Annotated in this window: 19 protein-coding genes; 10 read left to right on the forward strand and 9 right to left on the reverse strand. The window is 72.0% G+C overall.

Translation table 11 applies throughout. The features are described from left to right. Window positions 1-14: 14 nt before the first annotated feature. Genes PIR02_04595 through PIR02_04620 form a run of 6 tightly spaced genes read left to right on the forward strand, consistent with a single transcriptional unit; the run spans window position 15 to window position 7,639 of the window. Entirely contained in the window at window positions 15-1,028 is a 1,014-nt protein-coding gene (locus PIR02_04595; GenBank protein WZH37945.1) for a BMP family ABC transporter substrate-binding protein, read from the forward strand. Beyond that, window positions 1,025-2,557 carry an ATP-binding cassette domain-containing protein gene (locus PIR02_04600; GenBank protein WZH37946.1) on the forward strand — a complete coding sequence of 511 codons (1,533 nt, stop codon included), beginning with the start codon at window positions 1,025-1,027 and terminating at the stop codon, window positions 2,555-2,557. The genes PIR02_04595 and PIR02_04600 overlap by 4 nt, the downstream gene beginning before the upstream one ends. Further along, complete coding sequence (locus PIR02_04605) at window positions 2,554-4,368, forward strand: adenine deaminase C-terminal domain-containing protein (GenBank protein ID WZH37947.1); 1,815 nt, start codon at window positions 2,554-2,556, stop codon at window positions 4,366-4,368. The genes PIR02_04600 and PIR02_04605 overlap by 4 nt, the downstream gene beginning before the upstream one ends. After that, window positions 4,365-5,579: a hypothetical protein gene (locus tag PIR02_04610; protein ID WZH37948.1), complete on the forward strand. Its 1,215-nt coding sequence runs from the start codon at window positions 4,365-4,367 to the stop codon at window positions 5,577-5,579. Before PIR02_04605 ends, PIR02_04610 begins: the two co-directional genes overlap by 4 nt. Beyond that, a complete protein-coding gene (locus PIR02_04615) occupies window positions 5,576-6,490 on the forward strand; it encodes an ABC transporter permease (protein WZH37949.1) in 915 nt (304 codons plus the stop codon). The genes PIR02_04610 and PIR02_04615 overlap by 4 nt, the downstream gene beginning before the upstream one ends. Window positions 6,491-6,514: 24 nt before the next feature. After that, window positions 6,515-7,639, forward strand: a complete 1,125-nt coding sequence (locus PIR02_04620) for an acyl-CoA/acyl-ACP dehydrogenase (GenBank protein WZH37950.1) — start codon at window positions 6,515-6,517, stop codon at window positions 7,637-7,639. Window positions 7,640-7,666: 27 nt separating this feature from the next. On the opposite strand, the gene PIR02_04625 is transcribed toward PIR02_04620, so the two are convergent. From PIR02_04625 to PIR02_04665, 9 genes are all read right to left on the reverse strand, one after another. Further along, window positions 7,667-8,521 carry a PhzF family phenazine biosynthesis isomerase gene (locus tag PIR02_04625; protein WZH37951.1) on the reverse strand — a complete coding sequence of 285 codons (855 nt, stop codon included), beginning with the start codon at window positions 8,519-8,521 and terminating at the stop codon, window positions 7,667-7,669. A gap of 191 nt (window positions 8,522-8,712) precedes the next feature. Continuing rightward, entirely contained in the window at window positions 8,713-8,853 is a 141-nt protein-coding gene (locus PIR02_04630; protein WZH37952.1) for a hypothetical protein, read from the reverse strand. A 10-nt stretch (window positions 8,854-8,863) separates the two neighbouring features. Next, a complete protein-coding gene (locus PIR02_04635; protein WZH37953.1) occupies window positions 8,864-10,150 on the reverse strand; it encodes an allantoate amidohydrolase in 1,287 nt (428 codons plus the stop codon). A gap of 175 nt (window positions 10,151-10,325) precedes the next feature. Further along, entirely contained in the window at window positions 10,326-11,561 is a 1,236-nt protein-coding gene (locus PIR02_04640) for an alanine--glyoxylate aminotransferase family protein (GenBank protein ID WZH37954.1), read from the reverse strand. After that, entirely contained in the window at window positions 11,558-13,234 is a 1,677-nt protein-coding gene (locus PIR02_04645; GenBank protein WZH37955.1) for a DUF3225 domain-containing protein, read from the reverse strand. The genes PIR02_04640 and PIR02_04645 overlap by 4 nt, the downstream gene beginning before the upstream one ends. Window positions 13,235-13,394: 160 nt before the next feature. Beyond that, a complete protein-coding gene (locus tag PIR02_04650; protein WZH37956.1) occupies window positions 13,395-14,561 on the reverse strand; it encodes an acetamidase/formamidase family protein in 1,167 nt (388 codons plus the stop codon). Beyond that, entirely contained in the window at window positions 14,558-15,892 is a 1,335-nt protein-coding gene (allB, locus tag PIR02_04655) for an allantoinase AllB (protein WZH37957.1), read from the reverse strand. Before allB ends, PIR02_04650 begins: the two co-directional genes overlap by 4 nt. A 51-nt stretch (window positions 15,893-15,943) precedes the next feature. Continuing rightward, window positions 15,944-16,690: an aspartate/glutamate racemase family protein gene (locus PIR02_04660; GenBank protein ID WZH37958.1), complete on the reverse strand. Its 747-nt coding sequence runs from the start codon at window positions 16,688-16,690 to the stop codon at window positions 15,944-15,946. Next, window positions 16,687-18,450: an NCS1 family nucleobase:cation symporter-1 gene (locus PIR02_04665; protein ID WZH37959.1), complete on the reverse strand. Its 1,764-nt coding sequence runs from the start codon at window positions 18,448-18,450 to the stop codon at window positions 16,687-16,689. The genes PIR02_04660 and PIR02_04665 overlap by 4 nt, the downstream gene beginning before the upstream one ends. Before the next feature lie 159 nt (window positions 18,451-18,609). Here PIR02_04665 and PIR02_04670 point away from each other — a divergent pair, with 159 nt between their 5' ends. From PIR02_04670 to hpxO, 4 genes are all read left to right on the forward strand, one after another. Continuing rightward, the gene (locus PIR02_04670; protein ID WZH37960.1) at window positions 18,610-19,245 is read left to right on the forward strand and encodes an XRE family transcriptional regulator; all 636 of its coding nucleotides are present in this window, start codon (window positions 18,610-18,612) and stop codon (window positions 19,243-19,245) included. Window positions 19,246-19,469: 224 nt separating this feature from the next. Next, window positions 19,470-19,997, forward strand: coding sequence for a 2-oxo-4-hydroxy-4-carboxy-5-ureidoimidazoline decarboxylase (uraD, locus tag PIR02_04675; GenBank protein ID WZH37961.1), 528 nt, complete (start codon window positions 19,470-19,472; stop codon window positions 19,995-19,997). Beyond that, on the forward strand, window positions 19,994-20,314 hold the full coding sequence (gene uraH / locus PIR02_04680) for a hydroxyisourate hydrolase (protein ID WZH37962.1): 321 nt from the start codon (window positions 19,994-19,996) through the stop codon (window positions 20,312-20,314). The genes uraD and uraH overlap by 4 nt, the downstream gene beginning before the upstream one ends. Before the next feature lie 8 nt (window positions 20,315-20,322). Further along, the gene (gene hpxO / locus PIR02_04685; GenBank protein WZH37963.1) at window positions 20,323-21,507 is read left to right on the forward strand and encodes an FAD-dependent urate hydroxylase HpxO; all 1,185 of its coding nucleotides are present in this window, start codon (window positions 20,323-20,325) and stop codon (window positions 21,505-21,507) included. The last annotated feature ends 127 nt before the right edge of the window (window positions 21,508-21,634 follow it).

The raw sequence follows: 21,634 nt of genomic DNA on the forward strand, positions 1-21,634 counted from the left end.
CCGAAAGGCCGTCCATGCGTATCCGTCCTGCTCTCCTCGCCGTGCTCGCCGCCGGCGCCCTCGCTCTCGCCGGATGCTCCGGCGGGGGCTCGGCATCCTCCTCCGCCCCCGCCTCAGCGGGAGACGGCGTCATCCGCGTCGGCGCGCTCACACCGGGCAACGCCAACGACGGCGCCTTCAACCAGGCCCTGGCCGACGCCCTGCAGAAACTGCAGGACGAGGGCGAGATCACCTACGAGCTGCGCGAGGGGATGGCCGACCCGGCGACCAGCGAACCGGTGGTCGCCGACTTCGCCAGCCAAGGCGTGGACCTTGTCATCGGACACGGCATCGAGCTGGGCGATGCCATCTTCTCGGTCGCCAAGAACTTCCCCGACGTGCACTTCACCGCCTCGGGCGGCCCCGACATCCTCGACAAGTACACCGACAACGTCGAGACCTGGACGTACGACTCCGCGCAGGTCGGATACCTCTCCGGCTACATCGCCGGTCTCACCGGGGCCACCCCGATCGGCCGGGTCGAGAGCATGGAACTCGACTTCGTCAAGGCGACCGACCAGTTCTTCCAGCAGGGCGTGACCGCGGCGAACCCCTCGGCGTCTCTGCTGCCCGTGGTGTACGCCGGAAGCTTCGACGACGCCGAGGCAGCGGCATCCGCGACCACCGGATTGATCAGCCAGGGCGCCCAGCTGGTGTACACCACCGGTGACGGGATCGCCGCCGGCGTCGGCGCCGCCGCCTCCGGAGCCGGGAAGCTGTCGGTCGGGGTATCCCCGGCCGCCGGATCCGAGGCGCTGAAGACCAATGTCTCCACCGTCGACATCGACATGTACCCGATCGTGAAGGGCTGGGTCGACGAGGTGAAGGCGAAGAAGTTCGGCGGCAAGAGCGTCACCTCGACCCTCGCCAACGGCGGGATCGTCTACCAGGACATCAACACCGTCGGCGGTGCGGTGCCCGCCGACGTGGCCACGAAGGTGGGCGAGCTGGTCGACGGCATCTCGGACGGAAGCGTGACCGTTCCGTGACGACTCCCCGCCGCGAGACCGACCGGACGCTCGTAGCCCGGTCGGTCTCGCGCCACTTCGGCGCAGTCCGCGCCCTCGACGACGTCGACATCGAGGTGCGGCCCGGTACCGTGCACGCCCTGGTGGGGGAGAACGGTGCGGGCAAGTCCACATTGGCGAAGATCCTCGCGGGCGTCGACAGACAGGATGCCGGGACCCTGACGCTCGGCGGAGGGCCCTACGCGCCGCGCGACCGGGCCGACGGTCGGGCGCACGGCATCGATCTGGTCCCGCAGCAACTCAGCCTGGTCGGTGAGCTGACGCTCGTCGAGAACCTCCTCCTCACGGGTCGACGTCGCCTCCTCCGCCGCCGCGCGGCCCGCGCCGACCTCGTCGCGACCCTCGATCGGGCGGGGGTGAGCGTCGACCTCGACGTCCCCACGGCGCGCCTCAGCCCGGCGCACCGCCAGCTCGGCGAGATCGTCGTCGCCCTCGCGGAGGGCGCGACGACCCTCATCCTCGACGAGCCGACCGCGAGCCTCGGTCCCCTCGAGGTCGGCGGCCTGTTCGATCACCTGCGATCGCTGTGCGACCTCGGGACCGCCATCGTCCTCATCACGCACCGCCTCGACGAAGTACGGGCGGTCGCTGACGACGTCACGGTGCTCTCGCACGGACGTCGGGTGCACACGGGCCCCGCTCGCGGTCTCGAACCTGCCGCGATCGCGGCGCTCATGGTCGGCGAGCTGCCGGCCCCCGCCCTCCGCTCCGCGCGCACGCCCGGTGACGTCGTCGTCGACCTGCGCGGTGTCTCCGCGGCGACCGACGCGGGCACCCGACTCGACGACGTCACCCTGACCGTCCGTGCGCGCGAGATCGTCGGGGTGGCCGGTGTCGCCGGCAGCGGCCAGGATGCGCTGCTCGAGGTGCTCGCGGGGCTGCGGGCTCCGGCATCCGGGATCGTCCGTATCGCGGACGTCGACGCGCCCGACGCTGCAGAGGTGCTCGCCGCCGGGGTCGCCTGGATCCCCGAGGAGCGCTCGGACGCGCTGGTTCCGACACTGTCGCTGGGTCAGACCCTCGACGTCTACGACGTCGCCCGGGGCGCCGCCCGCGCGGCCGTTCCCGGCGATGCCGTGGAACGCCTGCGCACGTTCGATGTGCGCCCCGCCGTGCCCGCTCTCGCAGCGGGAGGACTGAGCGGCGGCAACCAGCAGAAGCTCCTCCTCGCCCGCGAACTCGGGCGGTCGTGGCCGGGAACCGCCTCGGGGGCTCCTCGCCTCGTGCTCGCCTACGGACCCTCGCAGGGACTCGACCTGCGGGCCGCGCAAGCCGTCCGCGAGAGTCTCGTCGCCGCGGCCGAGGCCGGCTCCGCCGTGCTCCTCGCCTCGCACGACCTCGAAGAGATCCGCGACGTCGCCGATCGCGTCGTCGTCCTGTACTCCGGGCGCATCGTCGCCGACCTCCCCGCCCCCGAGGCCAGCACCGCGCGCATCGGCGCGGCGATGGCCGGCCTGCCCGATCCGCATCCCACCGAGGACACCGCATGACCGCCTACGCCGATCTGCTCCCCACCACCGACGAACTCGTGCACCTGCGCGCAGTCGCCGCGGGCCTGGATACCCCCGACCTCATCGTGCGCGGCGGACTCGTCCAGTCGCCCGGCACCGAGGAGTGGCTCGAACGCGACGTGCTCATCGCGGGGCGACACATCGCGGCACTGACCCCGTGGGGTCACGTGGGCTCCGGCGAGGCCGTGGAAGAGGTCGACGCTCGCGGCCATCACGTCGTCCCCGGTTTCATCGACACCCACCTGCACATCGAGTACACCAACCTCACCCCGGGCGAACTGGCGCGCCTCTCGGTGCCGCGCGGAACCACGACGGTGCTGACCGACCCCAACGGGGCGGCGAACGTCTGGGGCACCGACGGGATGGACCTGCTGCGCCGCACGCGCACTCCGCTGCACATCTTCGAACAGGTCTCGCCCACCACTCCCACCTCCGCCGATCTCGAGCGCGGCGGACAGGTGATCGCCGAGGACGTCGTGCGCGCCCGCCTCCGCGACGACGACACCGTGACGCTCGGCGAGAGCAACCCCTTCGACCTCGGCGAGCTGTCGACCGGACGGTTCCGCGCGGCGCTGGCGGCGGGGCGTCGGCTCACCGGCCACACCGCCTCGCAGACGGGGCCGTCTCTCTGGGGCTACCTTGCGGCGGGTATCGGCGACGACCACAACGCTCGCACGGTCGACGAGGTGCTCGAGCGCGTGCGGCTCGGAGCACGGATCACGGTCATGGGCTCGTCGCTGACCGACAACACCGGCCCCCTCTTCGCCGACCTGGATGCCATCGCCCCGGCGCTGCGATCCCTGAGCTTCTGCGCCGACGACAAGCACGCGCTCGATCTCTCGACCGAGGGTCACATCGACCACCACGTGCGCGCGGTCATCCGTGCGGGCGTCGATCCGCAGCTGGCCTACCGGATGGCGACGACGCAGCCGGCGCTGTACTACCGGCTCGACCAGGTGCTCGGGGTGCTGGCGCCCTCCCGGCTCGCCGACGTCCTCGTCATCCCCGACCTCGCCGAGGTGCGTCCCGCCGTGGTCGTGGTCGCCGGAGAGGTGGTCGCGCGAGAGGGCGAAGCGACCTTCGCCAACACCGACGTCATCCCCGAGTGGGCGCGCGACACGGTGCACCTGCCCGACGAGCTTCCGACCGATCTGTTCTCCGTCCCCGCCCCCGCCGGACCGGAGCCTGTGCAGGTGCGGGCGATGGAGATGTACGACGGCTATTTCAAACGGGCCTTCGTCGCGGAACTCGCCGCCACCGACGGGGAGGTGACCTCCGACCCCGCACAGGACGTGTTGAAGATCGCCGTCGTCGACCGTCACCGCGGGGAGGCGCTCGCCGGAATCGGGTTCGTCCGCGGGTTCGGGCTGCAGCGGGGAGCCATCGCGATCACGATGAACTGTCCGAACATGAACATCTCGGTGGTCGGCGCCGACGACGCGTCCATGCGCCTGGCCGTCGAAGAGCTGGGGCGGATGGGCGGGGGCTTCGTCACCGTCGCCGACGGCGAGGTGCTCGCTCGGGTCCCGCTTCCCGTCGGCGGGATGATGAGCGACGCCCCCTTCGAGGAGACGGCGGCCGCGCTCGCGGCGGGGCACGCGGCCACCCATGCACTGGGATGCCGCATCCCTTCGCCGTACATCATCCTGTCGTTCGTCGGTCTGTACGTCGTCCCCGACCTCGGCCTCACCGAGCTCGGCCTCATCGACGCGGCCACCCAACGCTTCGTCGACGTCCTGCTGCCGGGCCCGGTCGACGCGTGCGGGCACGAGCACGAGGCGACGTCGTGAACCGCGCCCGGCTGCGCTCCCTGACCCTCTCGACAGCCGTCGTCCTCGTCGTCGCGGCCGTCGCCATGGCCCTCATCGTGTTCGCCGGTGCCGACCCGCTCGTCGGGCTGCGCGGCCTCGTCGAGGGGGTGTCCAGCTCCCCGTACCGCGTCGGCGAGCTGCTGGTCGGGGCGGTCCCGGTCGCGATCGTCGCCCTGACCCTGGTACCGGCGCTACGGGCGGGGGTGTTCTCGGTCGGCGCGGAGGGGCAGGTCGTGATCGGCGCGATCGCCGCGACCGCGGCGACCTTCGCGATCCGTGGGGCGCTCGGCGACGCCGCACCCGCGCCGCTCTACTGGCTCGCGGGAGCGGGGGCCGGGGCAGCAGGCGGTGCCCTGTTCGCGCTGCTGCCGGCCTGGCTCGCCGCGAGGTGGAACGTCGACGTCATCCTCTCCACGCTGCTGCTGAACTACGTCGCCGCGGGTGTGCTGGGCTGGTCTCTGCGCACCTGGCTCGCCAGCCCCGAGAACACCGCCACCCCGCAGAGCGACACGCTGCCGGCGGAGGCGGCTCTTCCCGACCTCCTCCCCGGCACGCGCGCGCACGTGGGGGTGCTGCTGGTGCTCGTGGCCGTGGTGGTGTTCGAGCTGTGGCGACGCAGCGCGCACGCCATGCGCGTGCGCATCTTCGCGGAGCGGCCGGCGCTGGCCCGTCGTCTCGGCGCGACCCGGACGCGCACCCTCCTCTCGACGATGCTCGTATCGGGCGCGGGTGCCGGGGTGGTCGGATGGATGCAGGTCGCCGGCGTCAACGACCGCCTGCTGGGCTCCGTCTCGGGCGGCGTGGGCTTCTCGGGTCTCGCGGTCGCCTTGCTCGGTGGCCTTCTCCCCGTCGGCATCGCCGCCGCGGCGGTGTTCTTCTCCGCCCTCGCGGTCGGTGCGGTCGGGATGCAGTCGGCGACAGGCTCGGTGCCGTCGTCGATCGCCGATGTCATCAAGGGCGTGCTGCTCCTGGGCGTCGCGGTGGTGGCGGCGACGCGTCCCGGGCTGGTCGCACCCGCCCACCCTGCGCCCGCGCCCGCGCCGGACGACGGCGCGCTGAGTGCCGCCGAGACGGCGGCCGCGACCGCTGCATCGGGTGAGCCGTTCCTCGCGACGGACTCCGCGCCCGAAGCTCTCGCGGAGCACTCCGCGTCCGCGGCGCCTCTCTCGCCCCGGGACGGACGACGATGACGATCGACCTGTGGGTGTCCATCCTCGTCGGCGCTCTCGCCCTCGCGGCGCCGCTCGTGATCGCCGGGATCGGCGAGGGCTTCGTGGAACGGGCGGGCCGGCTGAACCTCGGCATCGAAGGCATGATGATCCTCGGCGCCCTCGCCGGCGTCTTCGTCGCCGCCGCGGCCGGCCCCTGGGTGGGGCTGCTGGCCGGGGCCGTCGTCGGCGTGGTCCTCGCCGCGGGCATGAATGCTCTCGTCTACGCGCTGCGCGCGAACGAGATCGTCGTGGGCGTGGCGGTGACGATGCTGGGGCTCGGCCTGTCGACCTACCTCTTCCAGCTATGGATCCCCGCCGGCACGACCAACGTCAGCGTCGACACACTGGGGCGCGTCGACCTCGGGCCGCTGAGCGAGATCCCCGTGATCGGCCCCGTGCTGTTCACCCAGAGCCCGGTCGTCTACGCCGCAGGGGTCCTTCTCGTCCTCGCGTGGGCACTGGCGCGATTCACCCGCTTCGGCATCCAGGTACGCGCGGTCGGCTCCGACCCCGTGTCCGCCGCCCTCCGCGGCGTCCGCCCGCGCGCGGTCGGCGAGCGCGCCCTCCTGCTGGGCGGCACGCTGGCGGGGGTGGCAGGAGCGGCGATCGCCCTCGGCTCGATCGGCGCGTTCACGCCGGGCATGACCGCCGGACGGGGGTACATCGTGCTCGCGATCGTCATCATGGGCCGGATGACACCGGTCGGCATCGCGCTCGGCGCGCTGCTCTTCGGCTTCCTGCAGTCGTTCTCGCTCCTGGCACAGTCGATCGCCACGCAGCTGCCCAGCGAGGTCTACGCCACGCTTCCCTACCTGGTGACCCTGGTCGTGCTGGTCCTCACCTCCCGTGCGGAGCTCCGTCGCCACTCCGCTCGACGGCGTACCGCCTGACCTCCCTCCCCGAAAGGTTCCCGCATGATCCGTCGTCCTTCCCCCGTCACCGTCCCCGCCGACGAAGAGCGCTGGACGCGCCTCGTCTCCGACCTCGCCGCGGGTTTCGCCGCGACCGTGGCCGACGACGACCTGACGGCCAGGCTCCCCCTCGACCACCTCGGCGCTCTGTCGGCGAGCGGACTCGACGCGGCATTCCTGCCGCGTTCGGCCGGTGGCGAGGGGCTGTCGTATGCGACCCTCGGCCACGTGGTGCGCACCCTGTCCCGGTCGCACCCGGCCGTCGCGACCGTCTGGCTCATGCACATCGGTGCCGCCCACGCCCTCGTGACGACATCGCCGCCCGAGCAGGCGGCGTTCTTCGCCGCGGAGTTGCGCGCCGGTCGACGGTTCTCGAACGCCCTCTCGGAACCCGCCGGCGGCAACCACTTCCTCGCCTCGCAGCAGGACGCCGATCCGTCGGAGGCCGGATGGACGCTGACCGGCCGCAAGCTGTTCGTCTCGGGCTCCGAGGCCGCCGATCATCTCTTCCTCAATGCCCGTGTGGACGGCGAGCCGGGCTTCTTCGGCGTCACCGTCGACGACACCGTCTCGTTCCCGCCCATCGAGGAGACGATGGGCATGCGTGCGACGCGCAGCCGCACGATCCTCTTCGACGGCACGGCCCTGCCCGCCCCGCGGCGGTGCGGCCCGCCGCCGGCGGACTACGCCAACCTCATCAGCGTCGGGTTCGCCTTCCTGTCCATCGGGATCGCCGAGGCCGCGCTGGATGCCGCGGCCGCCGTAGCGACCCGTTCGCGCGGGGGCGCGCGCGTGGCCGACGCGGGGTGGGCGCGACAGCAGACCGGCCTGGTGTGGGCGGAGGTCACCGCCGCGGAGCTCCTGGCCGAACGGACCGCGTGGCTCGCCGACACCCGCTCCCCCGAGACCATGCCCGCGGCGATGGAGAGCAAGATGCTCGCGAACGAGGTCGCCAAGAAGGCTGCGGCCCTCGCTCTGTCGCTCGGCGGAGGAGGCGCGTACCTGCGGTCGTCGCCGATCCAGCGCATCTTCCGCGACGCGCAGGCCGGAGCGCTCATGGCGTACTCGGTGCCCTTCAGCGCCGAGCTCGTCGGCGGAGGGGTGTTCGACGGCGCCCTCGCAGAGTGAGGGGCACGCCCCGGTGGCTCGGGGCTGTCAGAGCGGCGTCGCCGTCCCGCGCACCTCGATACCACCGGATGCCGGTACCTCGACCTCCAGCACGCTCGGCCGCCCGATGTGCCGGCCCTGCCGCACGGTGAAGCCGAACGGCGCGGGGACCCCGACGCGATCGCGCAGGTACGCACCGAGCGCGGCCGCGGCGGATCCGGTCGCGGGGTCTTCGAGGATGTCGGCGACCGGGAAGAGGTTGCGCGCTTCGATGACGACACCGTCGCCCACCGGAGCGTCGACGTGCACCACGGTCACGGTCCCCTTCCACCCCCGCTCGTCCAGGAGCGCGCGAACGCGCGGACCGTCGAAGGTGAACGCGTCGAACGTCTCCCGCGAGGAGACGGCGACCACCGGATGCAGGTTGCCGGCGAACGACTGGGCCAGCGGCATCCTGTCGTCGAGGTCGTCACGGCTCAGGCCGAGAAGACCCAGCAGGCGATCGGCGACGTCGTGCTCGAGGTCGATGACGTACGGCGCCACGCTCGTGAAACCGGCGACGATGCGCTCGCCCTCGGCCGTCGTGACGACCTCCACCAGCCCTGCGGGCGTGTCGAAGGTGTACGTCCCGACGCCCTCCGCTTCGGCGAGCGCCACGGCGGTCGCGATGGTGGCGTGACCGCAGAAGGGAACCTCATCGTCGGGCGAGAAGTACCGCACGGCGACCCGACGCCCGTCTCGCTCCCCCACGAACGCCGTCTCGGGGTGGCCGAGGTCGGCGGCGATGCGCTGCATGTCCGTGTCGTCGAGAGCCGTGGCATCCAGCACCACGCCCGCGGGATTGCCGCCGCCGGGCTCGGCCGCGAAGGCGAGCAGGTGCAGGATGCCAGGGGCCTCGGTCATTCCACGATTCTCGCCCACACCGCCCGGGGGCCCGAGAGGCCAGTCACTCTCGCGTGGACCGCTCGCGCTCCGCCGCCCACGCCTCGAACGCGGCCTGCACGTCGTCGAAGAACACCGTCTTCGCGCGCGTGTAAGCGTCGTAATCGGCCTTGCCGACCCTGCGGTGCGCTCAGGGCGCGTTCGACGTCGGCTCAACGGTCGCGCTCGGCGGTCTCGGCGCCCGCGAGCCCCGCGATCGCGTCGCGGGCGTCGGCCAGCAGGGTCGCGGTGGTGATCGCCCAGTGGTCCCGGTGCTCGACGAGAACGGCGGGGTTGCCGTCGTCGTCGGTCATGCCTGCGACGCTACGTGAGCGGTTCCGCCCCCAGGTGCAGCACGGCCTCGGCGAGCGCGCGGATCCCGACGGCGACGTCGGCTTCGGCCACCGCCTCGTCGGGGTGGTGGCTGATGCCGTCGGGGTTGCGGAGGAAGAGCATGCCGACCGGGGTGATCGCACCGACCGACATCGCGTCGTGACCGGCGCGGCTGAACAGCGTCGGGGCCTCACCGCCGATGCCCGCGCGCACGACGTCCTGGAGCAGGGGTGCGCAGAACACCGCCGGCGCGCTGTGCACCTCGCGGGCCTGCCAGCGCAGTCCGCGCCGGCCCATGATCGCGTCGAGCTCGCGCGCGATCTCGTCCCAGGTGTGGTCGCGAGTCGCGTCGAATTCTCCGCGGAGGTCGAGCGAGAAGTGCGCTTCGCCGGGAACGACGTTCACCGCGCCGGGGAACGCCTCGAGCTGACCGACGGTACCGATGATGTGGTGCTCGCCGCGGCAGATGCGCTCGACGGCGAGGGCCGCCTCGCTCGCGCCGAGCAGCGCGTCGCGTCGCATGTCGTAGGGCGTTCCGCCGGCGTGGCGCGCCTCGCCTTCGACGACGAGCTGGAATCGCCGCGCCGACGCGATCGACGACACCGCGGCGAGCGCCTGACCGCGGCGATCGAGTTCGGGTCCCTGCTCGATGTGCGCCTCGAGGTAGGCGACGAGCTGGTCGGGGCGACGCGCGGCCTCGCCGACGCGGCCGGGGTCGAGGCCGAACTCGCGGAACGCTTCACGCAGCGTCGAACCGTCGGCATCCGTCAACTCCCACCACGCCGGGTCCCACTGCCCCGCGACAGCCGACGATCCGAGGAGCGCCTTGCCGAAGCGCGTCCCTTCCTCGTCACTGAAGGCGATGACTTCGAGCGCGAAGGGGAAGGGACTGGATGCCACCCCCTCGTCGTCGACGCGCCGGACCATCCGCACGACCTCGAGCGCCATCAGCACGCCGATGATGCCGTCGAAGCGCCCGGCGTCCGGGACCGTGTCGAGGTGCGAACCCATCAGGAGGGCCGGGGCATCGGGAGCGCCCGCGGGTGCGAGGCGTCCGACCTGGTTGCCCGCGGCATCTTGCCTCGTGGTCATGCCGAGCTCGCGCATCCACTCGGCGGCGAGGCGGTTGACGCGGGCGTGCTCGGGCGAGAGGTAGACGCGGGTGATGCTGCCCGGGGTCGCGGTGACACGGGCGAGTTCCTCGCACCGGCCCATGACGCGGCGCGCCGCCGCGGCGATGCGCTCCGGAGCGACCTGCAGCCGGGTGGCGGCGCTCACGCGCGCCCCTCTCGGGCCGAGGCGCGGGAGCTTCCCGCGACCGCGCTCGGGGCGTGACCCGCCACGAACGCACGCCCACCCAGCGCCCCGGTGTGCAGACGCCCGACGTCACCGGAGCAGGCCGAGGCGGGGGCAAGGGCGAGGGCGAGGGCGGACGAGGCGCGGCCCGCGGGCGTCACGATCGCGCCGCCGCGTAGACGTCCTGCGCCGCCTCGACTCCTCCGCCGGCCGGCACCGCCGCGCCGTGGCGGCGCAGCACGGCCTCGAGGGCGGCGAGGGTCGTCAGCACGGCGTCGGTCCGGGCGTTGTAGCCCATGGTGCCGATCCGCCAGACGCGGCCGTGGAGAGGTCCGAACGAGGTGCCGATCTCGATGCCGAAGTCGCTCAGCAGCTCCGCGCGTACGGCATCGCCGATCACGGCATCCGGGATCTCGACCGCGACGACGTTCGTCATCTTGTGAGCGACGTCGCCGAAGACCGTCAGCCCGAGCCCCTGCACGCCTGCGAGCATCGCGTCACCGTGAAGGCGGTGGCGTTCGATGACGGCATCCCGCCCCTCCAGCAGCAGCACGCGCGCGCACTCCCGCGCGCCGTAGAGCATGGTGGTCGCCTCGGTGTGGTGGTTGAGGCGTCGCGGTCCCCAGTAGTCGAGGATCATCGCGAGGTCGAAGTAGTTCGAGCGGATGAAGTCGGATGCCACGGCATCGCCCTCTTCGCGGATCCCCGCCTCGACGCGCGCACGCGAGCGCACCACCTCGACGGCGCGGTCGGAGAGACTGATCGGCGCCGAGCCCGAGGGTCCGCCGAGGCACTTCTGCAAGCCGGCGGTCGCGGCGTCGAGGCCCCAGGCATCCATCTCGAACGCGTTTCCGCCGAGGGAGGCGGTGGCGTCGGTGTAGAAGAGCGCGCCGTGCGCGTGGCAGATCTCGCCGATCTCGTCGAGCGGCTGCAGCATCGTGGTCGAGGTGTCGCCCTGCACGCACGCCACGAGGTGCGGCTTCACACGCTCGACCGCCTCACGGATCGCCGAGACCGGGAACACCTCGCCCCACGGGACCTCGATCGTGTGCACCTCGGCGAGAGCGCGCTCCGCGATCTCGGCCAGGAGGTGTCCGAAGCGGCCGAAGACGGGGACGAGTACGCGGTCGCCGGGGCGCACGAGGGAGAGGATCGCCGCCTCGATCCCCGCACGACTCGTGCCGTCCACGAGCAGCGTGGCGTCGTTGTCGGTCGCCCAGACCTCGCGGTACAGCTGCTGCGTCTCGGTCATCGTGGCCGTCATGAACGGGTCGTACTGGCCGACGAGCGGGGCCCCCATCGCGCGGAGCACGCTCGGGTACGCCGAGATCGGGCCGGGGCCCATCAGCAGACGTGCGGGCGGGTCGATGGGGCCGGGCAGGTGAGTGTTCACGGGGTCTCCATGGTGCGGGAGCGGACGGATGCCGAGAGGTTGGCGAGACGACGGGCGAGACGGACGAGCGCGATGTCGGTGCCCGCGCGAGAGACGAGGCAGACGCCGACCGGCGCGGGGCCGGCCGGGGTGGGCAGCGTCAGCAACGGCACCGAGATCGAGGGAAGGCCCGCGATCGCGGCGGGCGCGGTCATGCGCAGGGTGGCGGCGCGCACGGCGTCGATGTCGGCCGTGCGTTGCGGCGCCGGACCGGGAACCGTCGGGAAGATCAGCACGGCCCCATCGACCAGCTCGGCCAGGTGCGCAGCGATCGGGTCGAGTTCTGCCCGTGCGGCGGCCTCGTCGGCGGCCGTGATCGTCGAGGCGACGCGGAAGCGCTCGGCGACGGCCGGACCCACCGCCCCGGGGTGCGCGTCGAGCCACTCGCCGTCGTTGCGCCACGCTTCGGCGCCCTGGACCGTGCGGAACGCCGCGAACGCGGCGTCCAGGTCTCCCGTGTGCACGGCGCGGAACGGTGGCGGATCGTCGGACGCCGAGAGAGCGGCCAGCAGTCTCGAAAAGGCGTCGCGGGTCGCCGGTTCCGCGCAGGCCAGGATCTCGTCGGGCACGAGGAAACGCCACGGGAGGTCGTCTGCGGAGGCGCCGTAGACGTTCTCGGTCGAGTCCGACCCGTCGTAGCTGAGGCACCAGTCGGCGACGCGCTGCAGGGTGTCGCCGTCGCGGGTCAGCCAGCCGATCGTGTCGAACGACTGCGCGAGCGGCAGCATCCCCTGGCGGGGCACGAGGTCGTGGGTCGTGCGCAGCCCCCACAGCCCCTGATACGAGGCCGGAACGCGGATGGAGCCGGCGGTGTCGGTGGCCAGGCCGATGTCGGCGTGGCCCGCCGCGACGGCCGAAGCCGGCCCGCTCGACGAGCCGCCCGGCAGCGCGCCGACGACCGCGCCGTTGGGCGGGGTGCCGTAGTGGGCGTTGTCGCCCGCGATCGAGTACGCGAACTCGTCGGTGCGGGCGATCCCGCGCAGCGATGCTCCCGCGCGCAGGAGGTCGGCGACCGCCGGGGCCGTCACCTTCTCGGGGCGAGCGCCGTCGAGGAACGAGGGGTTGCCCGCGCCGATGCGGAAGCCCGCGATCGCGAAGAGGTCTTTGACCGCGACGGTGAGTCCGGCGAGCGGCCCCTCCCAGGCGCCCTGCAGGAACGGGTCGCCGACGCTGCGCCAGATCGACCGGTCGAGCGGCGGTGTGCGCGGAGCGACGTGTGCGGCGGTGATGAGCCAGCGCCCGTCGACGCGCTGCCACACCTGCGTCTGCAGGCCCCGGCCCCCGCCGTGGAACCGCGAGACCGACATGAGCAGCGCGACATCGCCGTCGGCGCTCTGGTCGTTCCCGGCCGTTGCGAGCGGACGGTAGTGCACTTCGGTGATGTCGCGCGGGGGGACCCCGCCGCGCAGCGACCGGAAGCCGCTGATCGCGTCGTGCCCGAGGAGCAGGCCCGCGGGGTCGCCGCGGAGCGTGTCGGGCCCGGGAGCGAAGAACGCGTCGAGCGCGTCGAGGTCGTTGGCGACGATGGCGCGCTCGTAGGCGTCGAACGCGACGCGCAGGTCGGCGGGGATCTCGGGGCGCGGCGCGGTCGGCGCGTCCGCGGCGTCGGATGTCGGGGTCGTGGCATCCGTCATCGTGTGGCTCCGTCTGCGAGGGGGTGGGCGGCCGCGGGGTGCGCGGAGGACCGGCGAAGATCCGCGAGGCGTCGATGCGGACCGGGGGCCTCGAACGCCCGAGGGGGCGCCGCACGTCCGAGGGACTCCGCCCGCGCCAACGCGGCGGCCAGCGCAGGGCTCACGGGGTGCCTCCCGCGGGGGCATCCGATGCCAGCACCTCGGGCTCCACCGCGGGAATCCCCGCGAAGTCCGCCTCGCGGATCCGCGCGTGCACACCCGAGACGATATCGACGACCTGCGAGATGTCGAAGTCGGTCGCGGCGCTGAGGTAGGCGTACGCGAGGTGCTCGTCCATGCCCCATCGGCCGCCGAGCAGCGCGAGCGACGAGCGGACGCACGCGCGCATCGCGGCATCCAGGTCGGGGTCCATGCCGGTCGGCACGAGGTAGTCGGGCGTGCGGACGAGCGGTCCGGTCACCTCGCCGAACGCCGCCCGAGCGGCATCCGCCGGGATCACCTCGAAGCGCAGCGTCGCGCGCAACGAGGCCTCGAGTGCGGTGAGGGCGACCTCGCCGTCGCCCTGCGCGAAATGCGGGTCGCCGACGTAGGCGAGCGCGCCCTCGACCTGGACGGGGAGGAAGAGCGTCGTCCCCTCGACGAGCAGGTTGATGTCGATGTTGCCGCCGTGCGTGCCGGGCGGCACGGAGTGCGGACGCTCGTCGCCCGCGACCGCGACGCCCATCGTGCCGAGGAAGGGCGCGAGCGGGAACGACACGATCGGCTCCCCGCCCTCGACGACGGGCAGAGTGCCGTGCAGCACCCCGTCGCGCTCGGTCACCGCGGCGAAGACGCTGACGTTGTGCTCGCCGCGGGGCAGTTCTCCCACGAGCGCGCCCTTGCCGTGGCGGTTCGAGATGACCCCGTAGGGAACACGGGGAACGAGCGTCTCGACGGTGATCCTCAGCAGGTCACCCGGCCTCGCGCCCTCGACGTGCACGGGTCCGACGACGACATGGGGCCCGTCGACGGAGGGGTCGCGTGAGACGGAGGCCGCAATCTCGATCGCGTCGTCCAGCACGTGTTCGCGCGGTACACCGTGCCCCGCGAAGTACGCGGCGGGAGCCTTGCCCTGGTCGTCGAGGATGCCCTCGTGGCTCACGGTGTCGATCGTGACGGTCTCGCCCGAGGCGATGCGCAGCGCGGGAGCGTCGGTGGCGCAGGGCAGTCGCCCCCACAGCACGGTGTCGGGGGTGGCCGCGAGGTAGTGGTCGCCGGGGAGAGGACCGACGCCGGGCTGAAGGATCGGGACGGCGGGGCCGACAGGTGCCGGGGTCGCGGCGCTCATGCCTCCACCACCTCGGCCGAGCGCAGCAGCTCTCGACCCTCGCGCTCGGTCACCGCGGAGCCGCGGCGGTAGACGGACTGGCCGCGCAACCACGTCTCTCGCACGACACCCGTGAGCACCTGACCGTGCCACGGCGAGACCGGATTGCGGTACTCCAGGGCGGCCGCGTCGACGACGAACTGCTCCTCGGGCGCGAAGGCCACGAGGTGGGCGGGAGCCCCGGGGGCGATGACGCCGAGCCCCTCGAGTCCCGCGATGCGCGCCGGGCCGGTCGTGAGCAGCGGCATCAGCGACTCGAACGCCAGGCCGCGCTCGCGAGCGGTCGTGTGCACCGCCGAGAGTCCCGTTTGCAGACCGGCGATCCCGCCCCAGGCCAGGCCGAAGTCGGGATTGCCCTTCAACTCGACGGTCGAGGGCGAGTGATCGCTGACGATCGCGTCGATCGTTCCGTCGACCACACCGGCCCAGAGCAGATCGCGATTGTTCCCGCCGCGGATGGGCGGACAGCACTTGAACGCCCCGGCACCGTCGGGCACGGCCGACGCATCGAGCGTGAGGTAGTGGGGGCAGGTCTCGACCGTGAGGCGCACACCCTCCGCCTTGGCGGCTCGCACGTCGTCGAGCGCTCCCCCGTCGGCGACGTGCACGATGTGCGCCCGCGCTCCCGTGCGGCGGGCGGCCTCGATGACGCGGCGGATCGCCGCGCGCTCACTCAGCGGCGGGCGGCTGGCCTCGAAGTCTTCGTAGCGCGGTCCGAGAGCGCCGTCCGCGTGCAGGTGCGCGGGATCCTCGGCGTGCACGATGAGCAGGCCGTCGAACTCCGCCAGTTCGGCGAGGCACCGCTCGAGCTGCTCGGCGTCGAGGTGTCCGAACTCGTCGATCCCGCTCGGCGAGAGGAAGCACTTGAAACCCACGACGCCGGCGTCGGCGAGCGCGCGCAGCGAGCCGAGGTTCTCGGGAACGGCGCCACCCCAGTACGCGACGTCGACGGCGAGCTTTCCCGCGGCGGCGGCACGCTTGGCATCCAGTGCCTCGGGCGTCGTGGTGACGGGAAGGCTGTTGAGCGGCATGTCGACGATCGTCGTGACGCCGCCCGCGGCGGCCGCGGCGGTGCCGGTCGCGAAGCCCTCCCACTCGGTGCGACCGGGTTCGTCGAGGTGCACGTGCGAGTCGACGAGTCCGGGCAGCAGCACGGCGTCGCCGGGCAGAACGGTGTCGGCGGCGGCGTCGAACGGTTCGACCGCGGCGATCACCCCGCTCTCGATCACGACCGTGGCGGGACTGAAGGCGCCGTCGAGGAAGACCTTCCGGGCGGCGATCCGTGTGCTCATGCCCTTCACGCTAAGCGCCGCGCGTTTCGCCGATGTAACCGTCATCAACATTCATGCAAACACCTCGACATTCCTCGTCTGGGGAGGAGGAGTGACCCGCGGCCGGGGAGGCACGGCGTACTCGTCGCGTTTGCTCGTGCCGAGCCCCATACGCACCATCCCGGATGCCACCCCCACCGCCGCCGCGACGCCGTCGACGACGGGCACGCCGACGCGTGCGGTCAGCTCCGCGCAGAGGTCGGCCATACCGGCACAGCCGAGCACGATGACGTCGGCGCCACCCGCGGCGGCCTCCGCACCGCACCGCTCGATGGTCGACACCGCGGCCGACTCCGTGTCTTCGAGGTCGAGCACCGGGATCCCCGTCGCAGCGAGCGAGACGCACGCGCGCTCCATCCCGTACCGGGCGACGAGATCGCGAGCGCGACCGAGGGTCCGGCTGAGGGTCGTGACGACGCCGAAGTGCCGCCCCGACACCGCGGCCAGGTGCATCGCCGCCTCTGCGATCCCGACCACCGGCGCCTCGACGAGTTCGCGTGCCGCATCGAGTCCCGGATCGCCGAAGCACGCGATCACATAGGCGTCGGCGGGAGCGAGCCCGTCGCGGTCGGCCGCGACCAGCTCCACGACGGCGGCGGCCGCCGCGATCTCATCGGTGTGGCTCTCGATCGCGGCGGCGCCGGCCGCGGGGCACACGGCGTCGATCTCGACGTCGGGACCCGCCACCCCCCGGGCGGCGTCCGCGATCTTCGCGGTCATCGCCCGGGAGGTGTTGGGGTTGATCAGGAGGATCCTCACGCGAGCGCCTCGCGCGGGTTCCCGGCGACCGGCCGGCGGAGCGGCGACGCGGTAGCGGGCTCCGACACGACGGCGTCCGGCGCCGTCTGCGCGAGAGACGCGGTCCACGCCTGCGTCGATGCCCCGGAGCCCGGCACCGGGCCCGTGGCATCCTGAGCCGTCTGCGCGAGCACGGGGACCTCGACCTCCGCGGGAGCGGCCACGTCGTCGACCGTGCCGTCGGAGATGCCCTCGGTCTCGCCGTCGAACGTCGGGATGCGGGGCTCGAGACGCTCGAAGAGCAGGAACAGCACGTAGCCGAGGCCGCAGCCGATGAACCAGCTGTAGTCGCTGATGGCGGAGATGTTGAACAGGCCCAGGTCGGCGAACAGCTTCGGGAAGATCGCGATCGCGACCGTCGGCACACCGGCCGCGATGACGGCCTTCACCGCGTTGGGGTTGAAGCCGTTGCGGTACCAGTAGGGGCCCTTGGCATCCATCGTGAACATCGCGTCGACCTTCACCCGCTGGCGGGCGGCGATGTAGTAGCCGGCGATCAGGATGCCGAAGAGGGGGCCGATCAGCGCGCCCAGCACGCCGAGCGAGTAGTGGATGGCGTCGGCGTTGGAGTACCAGTTCCAGGGCATGAGGAACGTCGAGCCGACCGCGGCGATCATGCCGCCCGCACGCCACGAGATCTTCTTCGGGGCGACGTTGGAGAAGTCGAAGGCGGGCGAGATGAAGTTGGCGACGATGTTGATGCCGACCGTCGCGGTGACGAAGGTCAGGCCGCCGAGAAGGATCGCGAAGGGCGTGTCGATCTGCTCGACCGTCTTGATCGGGTCGGTGATGAGCGAGCCGAAGACCGGCACGGTGGCCGAGGCGGTGATGACCGTCAGCAGCGAGAAGAACACGAAATTGACGGGCAGACCCCAGAAGTTGCCCTTCTTCACGGCGGTGAAGCTCTTGCCGTAGCGCGCGAAGTCTCCGAAGTTGAGCATGGGACCGGAGAAGTACGACACCACCAGGGCGATCGCGGCGAACATCACCGGGATCGATGCCCAGAAGTCGAGCTGCGTCGTGGAGAGGGTGAACGAGATGTTCTGGATGCCGGCCTGCGAGACGAGGTACACGGCGAGGACGATCATGACGACGTAGACGGCGGGACCCGCCCAGTCGATGAAGCGGCGGATGACCTCCATGCCGTTCCAGAACAGCAGGAACTGCGCGACCCAGAGGATCGCGTACGAGATCCAGCCGAGCGCCGAGAGCCCCGCGAACGACACGTCGAGCAGCGCGGCCGAGCCGGGAACGAACTTCAGGAAGATGATGTTGAGCGACTCGGCCGCGAGGAAGGTCTGCACGCCGTACCAGGCGATGGCGATGAGGCCGCGGATGATCGCGGGGATGTTCGCGCCCCGGATGCCGAACACCACGCGGTTGATGACGGGGTAGGGCACGCCCGTCTTCTGACTGGGCTTGGCGACCATGTTGGCGAACACCTGCACGATGACGATGCCGGCGATCAGCGCCACCAGCACCTGCCACGACTGCAGACCGAGGGCGAAGAGCGACCCCGCGGTGACGTAGCCGCCGACCGAGTGCACGTCGCTCATCCAGAACGCGAAGATGTTGTAGCTCGACCACTTCTGCTTGCGCAGAGGGGCGAGGTCTTCGTTGGCGAGACGCTCGTCGTAGTGGGGCTTCATGTTGCCGCCCCCGTGGGGGTGGCCGGCGGCCTCCACGAGATCGTGGGGGCCGGTGAGCGGGGTGGATGTCATGTCATTCCTCTCAGGGCGATGGATGCCACGACGTGGAGTCCGCGGCCGGAGTGGAGCTCTGATGTGAAGTTATGGGTTCACATGCTCCGGCTGGTTTCGCTCTTGTAACGAGCATGTGAAGTCGCTCCTTCACTCCTCGCGCCTGCCTAGACTCGGGGCATGCCGCACCCGCCCCTCGCCGACGCCGTCGAGCCCGACGCGGCAGGCACGGGCTCCGCGGCCGAGGCCCCGGCATCCGTCGGCGCGCGCGTCCGTGACCTCCGTCAGGCCCGCGGCATCTCGGCGCGTGCGCTCGCGAAGACCCTCGGCATCTCTCCCAGCGCCGTGTCGCAGATCGAGCGCGGCGTGATGCAGCCGAGCGTCTCGCGCCTCATCGCCATCACCGACGCCCTCGGCGTTCCCCTCGTGGCGGCCTTCGATCCGGCATCCGATCGCCCCGTCGAACCCGTCGGGCCGTCGGGCTTCACTCTGCAGCGGGCCGGCCAGGCATCGGACATCGTGCTCGACAGCGGGGTGTCCTTCCGCCGCTTGACGCCCGGAACCTCACCGGGGGTGGACTACTTCGAGTCGATCTACCCGCCCGGCGCCGCCGCGCACGGCGCCGACGGGCTCTTCCACCACGAGGGCTACGAGGTCGGCACCGTCGTCGCGGGCGAGCTCACGATCGACTTCGAGGCCGAGCGCGTGATCCTGCGGGCGGGAGATGCCATCAGCTACCCCTGCTCGGTCCCCCACCGTCTGCACAACACCGGCGAGGTCGACGCGGTCGCGCACTGGCTGATCGTGCACGCCTGACGCAGGGCGCCGCTCGCCACCCGCGGCGTCGCGTCACCAAGACGGCGTCACGTCACCAAGACAGGGGAAGACACCAGAATAGGCCGAGGCCGGTAACGATGGCCTGTTCTCGTGACATCCCCTGTTCTCCCGACGGCGAGCCCGACCCTGGGATGTTCGCCACAGCAACATCGCCGACACATCTCGCCACAGCCCCGTAACGCAGAGCGCCTAGCCTGGCCGGCATGCACCTGCACGACTTCCATGCCCTCGACGACGCGGATGCCACGGCGGTCGTCCGTGTCTGGGCCGACATTCCGGGATGGGTCGACGCGATCGTCGCGGGCCGCCCCTACGCGAGCGTCGATGCCCTCGCCGCCTACGCCGGTGACCTCGCGACGGCGTGGTCGCCCGCCGACCTCGAGGCCGCCCTGCACGCCCACCCCCGCATCGGCGCGAAAGTGTCGGGCGACGGCGCGGAGGCCGCGGCATCCCGTCGCGAACAGGGATCGATGAGCACCGCCGCAGACGACGACGTCGCCGCGATCGCCGCCGGCAACGCCGCGTACGAGGAGCGCTTCGGTCGCGTCTTCCTCATCCGCGCGGCGGGCCGCACCCCGGGCGAGATGCGCGCGGAGCTCGAGCGCCGCCTCGGCAACGACCCCGACAGCGAGACCATCGAGGCCACGCGCCAGCTCGCCGAGATCGCGCTGCTCCGGCTGCGGACGACGTTCGCAGACGACGCGCCCGCCGAACCGGAGGACGCCGAATGACCCACGTCACGACCCACATCCTGGATGCCACCACCGGCACGCCCGCGGCCGGTGTCGCCGTGGCACTCGCCCGTCTGGACGGCACCGCGATCGCCGCGGCCAGCACCGACGCCGACGGCCGCCTCGCCCTCGGCCCCGAGCGGCTCGACGACGGCGACTACGCCCTCACCTTCGGCACCGGCGCCTACTTCCGGGGGCGCGACGTCGCCTCGTTCCATCCCGTCGTCACGGTGGCCTTCACCGTCGCGGGCGAGGCGCACCTGCACGTGCCGCTGCTGCTGAGCCCGTTCGCCTATTCGACCTACCGCGGCAGCTGAGGAGCGTCATGAAGGTCATCGTCATCGGTGCGGGGGTCGGCGGCACATCCGCGGCCCTCGCGTTGCAGAAGCTCGGCCACGAGGTGGTCGTGTACGACCGCATGCGTGAGAACCGCCCCGTCGGCGCAGCGCTGTCGCTGTGGTCGAACGGGGTGAAGGTGCTCAACTGGCTGGGCCTGGGCCCGCAGATCGCCGCCCTCGGCGGCCGCATGGACGACATGGCCTACTACGACGGCCATACCGGTGAGGAGCTCTGTCGGTTCAGCCTTGCCCCCGTCACCGCGCAGACCGGCCAACGCTCGTACCCCGTCGCCCGCGCCGACCTGCAACAGCTGATGATGGATGCCGTCGGCTCGGCGAACATCCACCTCGGCAAGCAGCTGACCGGCGTCTCCGAGTCCGACGGGGTCGTGACCGCCACCTTCGCCGACGGCTCCACCGATACCGCCGACCTGCTCATCGGAGCCGACGGGGCGCGCTCCCTGGTGCGCGACTACGTCACCGAGCCCACCGGCATCCGCCCCGAACGCACGTATTCGGGGTATGTGAACTACAACGGCCTCGTCGCGGCGGACGAGCGGATCGGACCGCTCGACCAGTGGACGACGTACGTCGGCGACGGCAAGCGGTGTGCGGTCATGCCCGTCGCCGGAGACCGCTTCTACTTCTTCGTCGACGTGCCCGGCCCCTCGGGCGTGGTCGAGGACCGGATGGCGGCTCTCGAGGCCGCGTTCGGGTCATGGGGCGCCCCCGGCGTTCGGGCGCTGCTCGACGGCATCGATCCCGACGAGTCGCTCAATCGCGTCGAGATCTGGGACATCGATCCCTTCGACACCTGGGTGCGCGGACGTGTCGCGATCCTGGGCGACGCGGCGCACAACACCGCCCCCGACATCGGCCAGGGGGCGTGTTCGGCGCTCGAGGACAGCTTCGCGCTCGGCATCGTCTTCGCCACGACCACGCTCAGCGTCGAGGACTCGCTGAAGCGGTACGAGCGCATCCGCACCGAGAGGGCGGGCGACCTCGTGCTGCGGGCGCGCAAGCGTGCGCATGAGACGCACGCGTTCGATGTGGCCGCGACGCAGGCCTGGTACGACGGCCTGCGGCGCGAGGACGGCACGGGCGTGATCCGCGGGATCGTCGGCAACATCGAGGGCAGCCCGGTGGAGCTCGGCGCGAGCGTCATGCGCTGAGCCGGTCGCCCCGACGGCCTCGACCCGGCGGCGCGGCCCCGCCTCCCGGCGCCGATCTGCCGTCAAATGGCCGGGAATGTCGACGTTCGTGCGCATTGTGGCCCATCATGGGCAGAACTCGACTGGA

Source organism: Microbacterium enclense, from assembly GCA_038182865.1.
In the GTDB taxonomy this organism is placed as follows: domain Bacteria; phylum Actinomycetota; class Actinomycetes; order Actinomycetales; family Microbacteriaceae; genus Microbacterium; species Microbacterium enclense_B.

Coding starts and splice junctions, on each gene's coding strand:
- PIR02_04595 (WZH37945.1), top strand. CDS start 15: ATGCGTATCCGTCCTGCTCTCCTCGCCGTGCTCGCCGCCGGCGCCCTC.
- PIR02_04605 (WZH37947.1), top strand. CDS start 2,554: ATGACCGCCTACGCCGATCTGCTCCCCACCACCGACGAACTCGTGCAC.
- PIR02_04615 (WZH37949.1), top strand. CDS start 5,576: ATGACGATCGACCTGTGGGTGTCCATCCTCGTCGGCGCTCTCGCCCTC.
- PIR02_04620 (WZH37950.1), top strand. CDS start 6,515: ATGATCCGTCGTCCTTCCCCCGTCACCGTCCCCGCCGACGAAGAGCGC.
- PIR02_04625 (WZH37951.1), bottom strand. CDS start 8,521: ATGACCGAGGCCCCTGGCATCCTGCACCTGCTCGCCTTCGCGGCCGAG.
- PIR02_04630 (WZH37952.1), bottom strand. CDS start 8,853: ATGACCGACGACGACGGCAACCCCGCCGTTCTCGTCGAGCACCGGGAC.
- PIR02_04645 (WZH37955.1), bottom strand. CDS start 13,234: ATGACGGATGCCACGACCCCGACATCCGACGCCGCGGACGCGCCGACC.
- PIR02_04650 (WZH37956.1), bottom strand. CDS start 14,561: ATGAGCGCCGCGACCCCGGCACCTGTCGGCCCCGCCGTCCCGATCCTT.
- allB (WZH37957.1), bottom strand. CDS start 15,892: ATGAGCACACGGATCGCCGCCCGGAAGGTCTTCCTCGACGGCGCCTTC.
- PIR02_04665 (WZH37959.1), bottom strand. CDS start 18,450: ATGACATCCACCCCGCTCACCGGCCCCCACGATCTCGTGGAGGCCGCC.
- PIR02_04670 (WZH37960.1), top strand. CDS start 18,610: ATGCCGCACCCGCCCCTCGCCGACGCCGTCGAGCCCGACGCGGCAGGC.
- uraD (WZH37961.1), top strand. CDS start 19,470: ATGCACCTGCACGACTTCCATGCCCTCGACGACGCGGATGCCACGGCG.
- uraH (WZH37962.1), top strand. CDS start 19,994: ATGACCCACGTCACGACCCACATCCTGGATGCCACCACCGGCACGCCC.
- hpxO (WZH37963.1), top strand. CDS start 20,323: ATGAAGGTCATCGTCATCGGTGCGGGGGTCGGCGGCACATCCGCGGCC.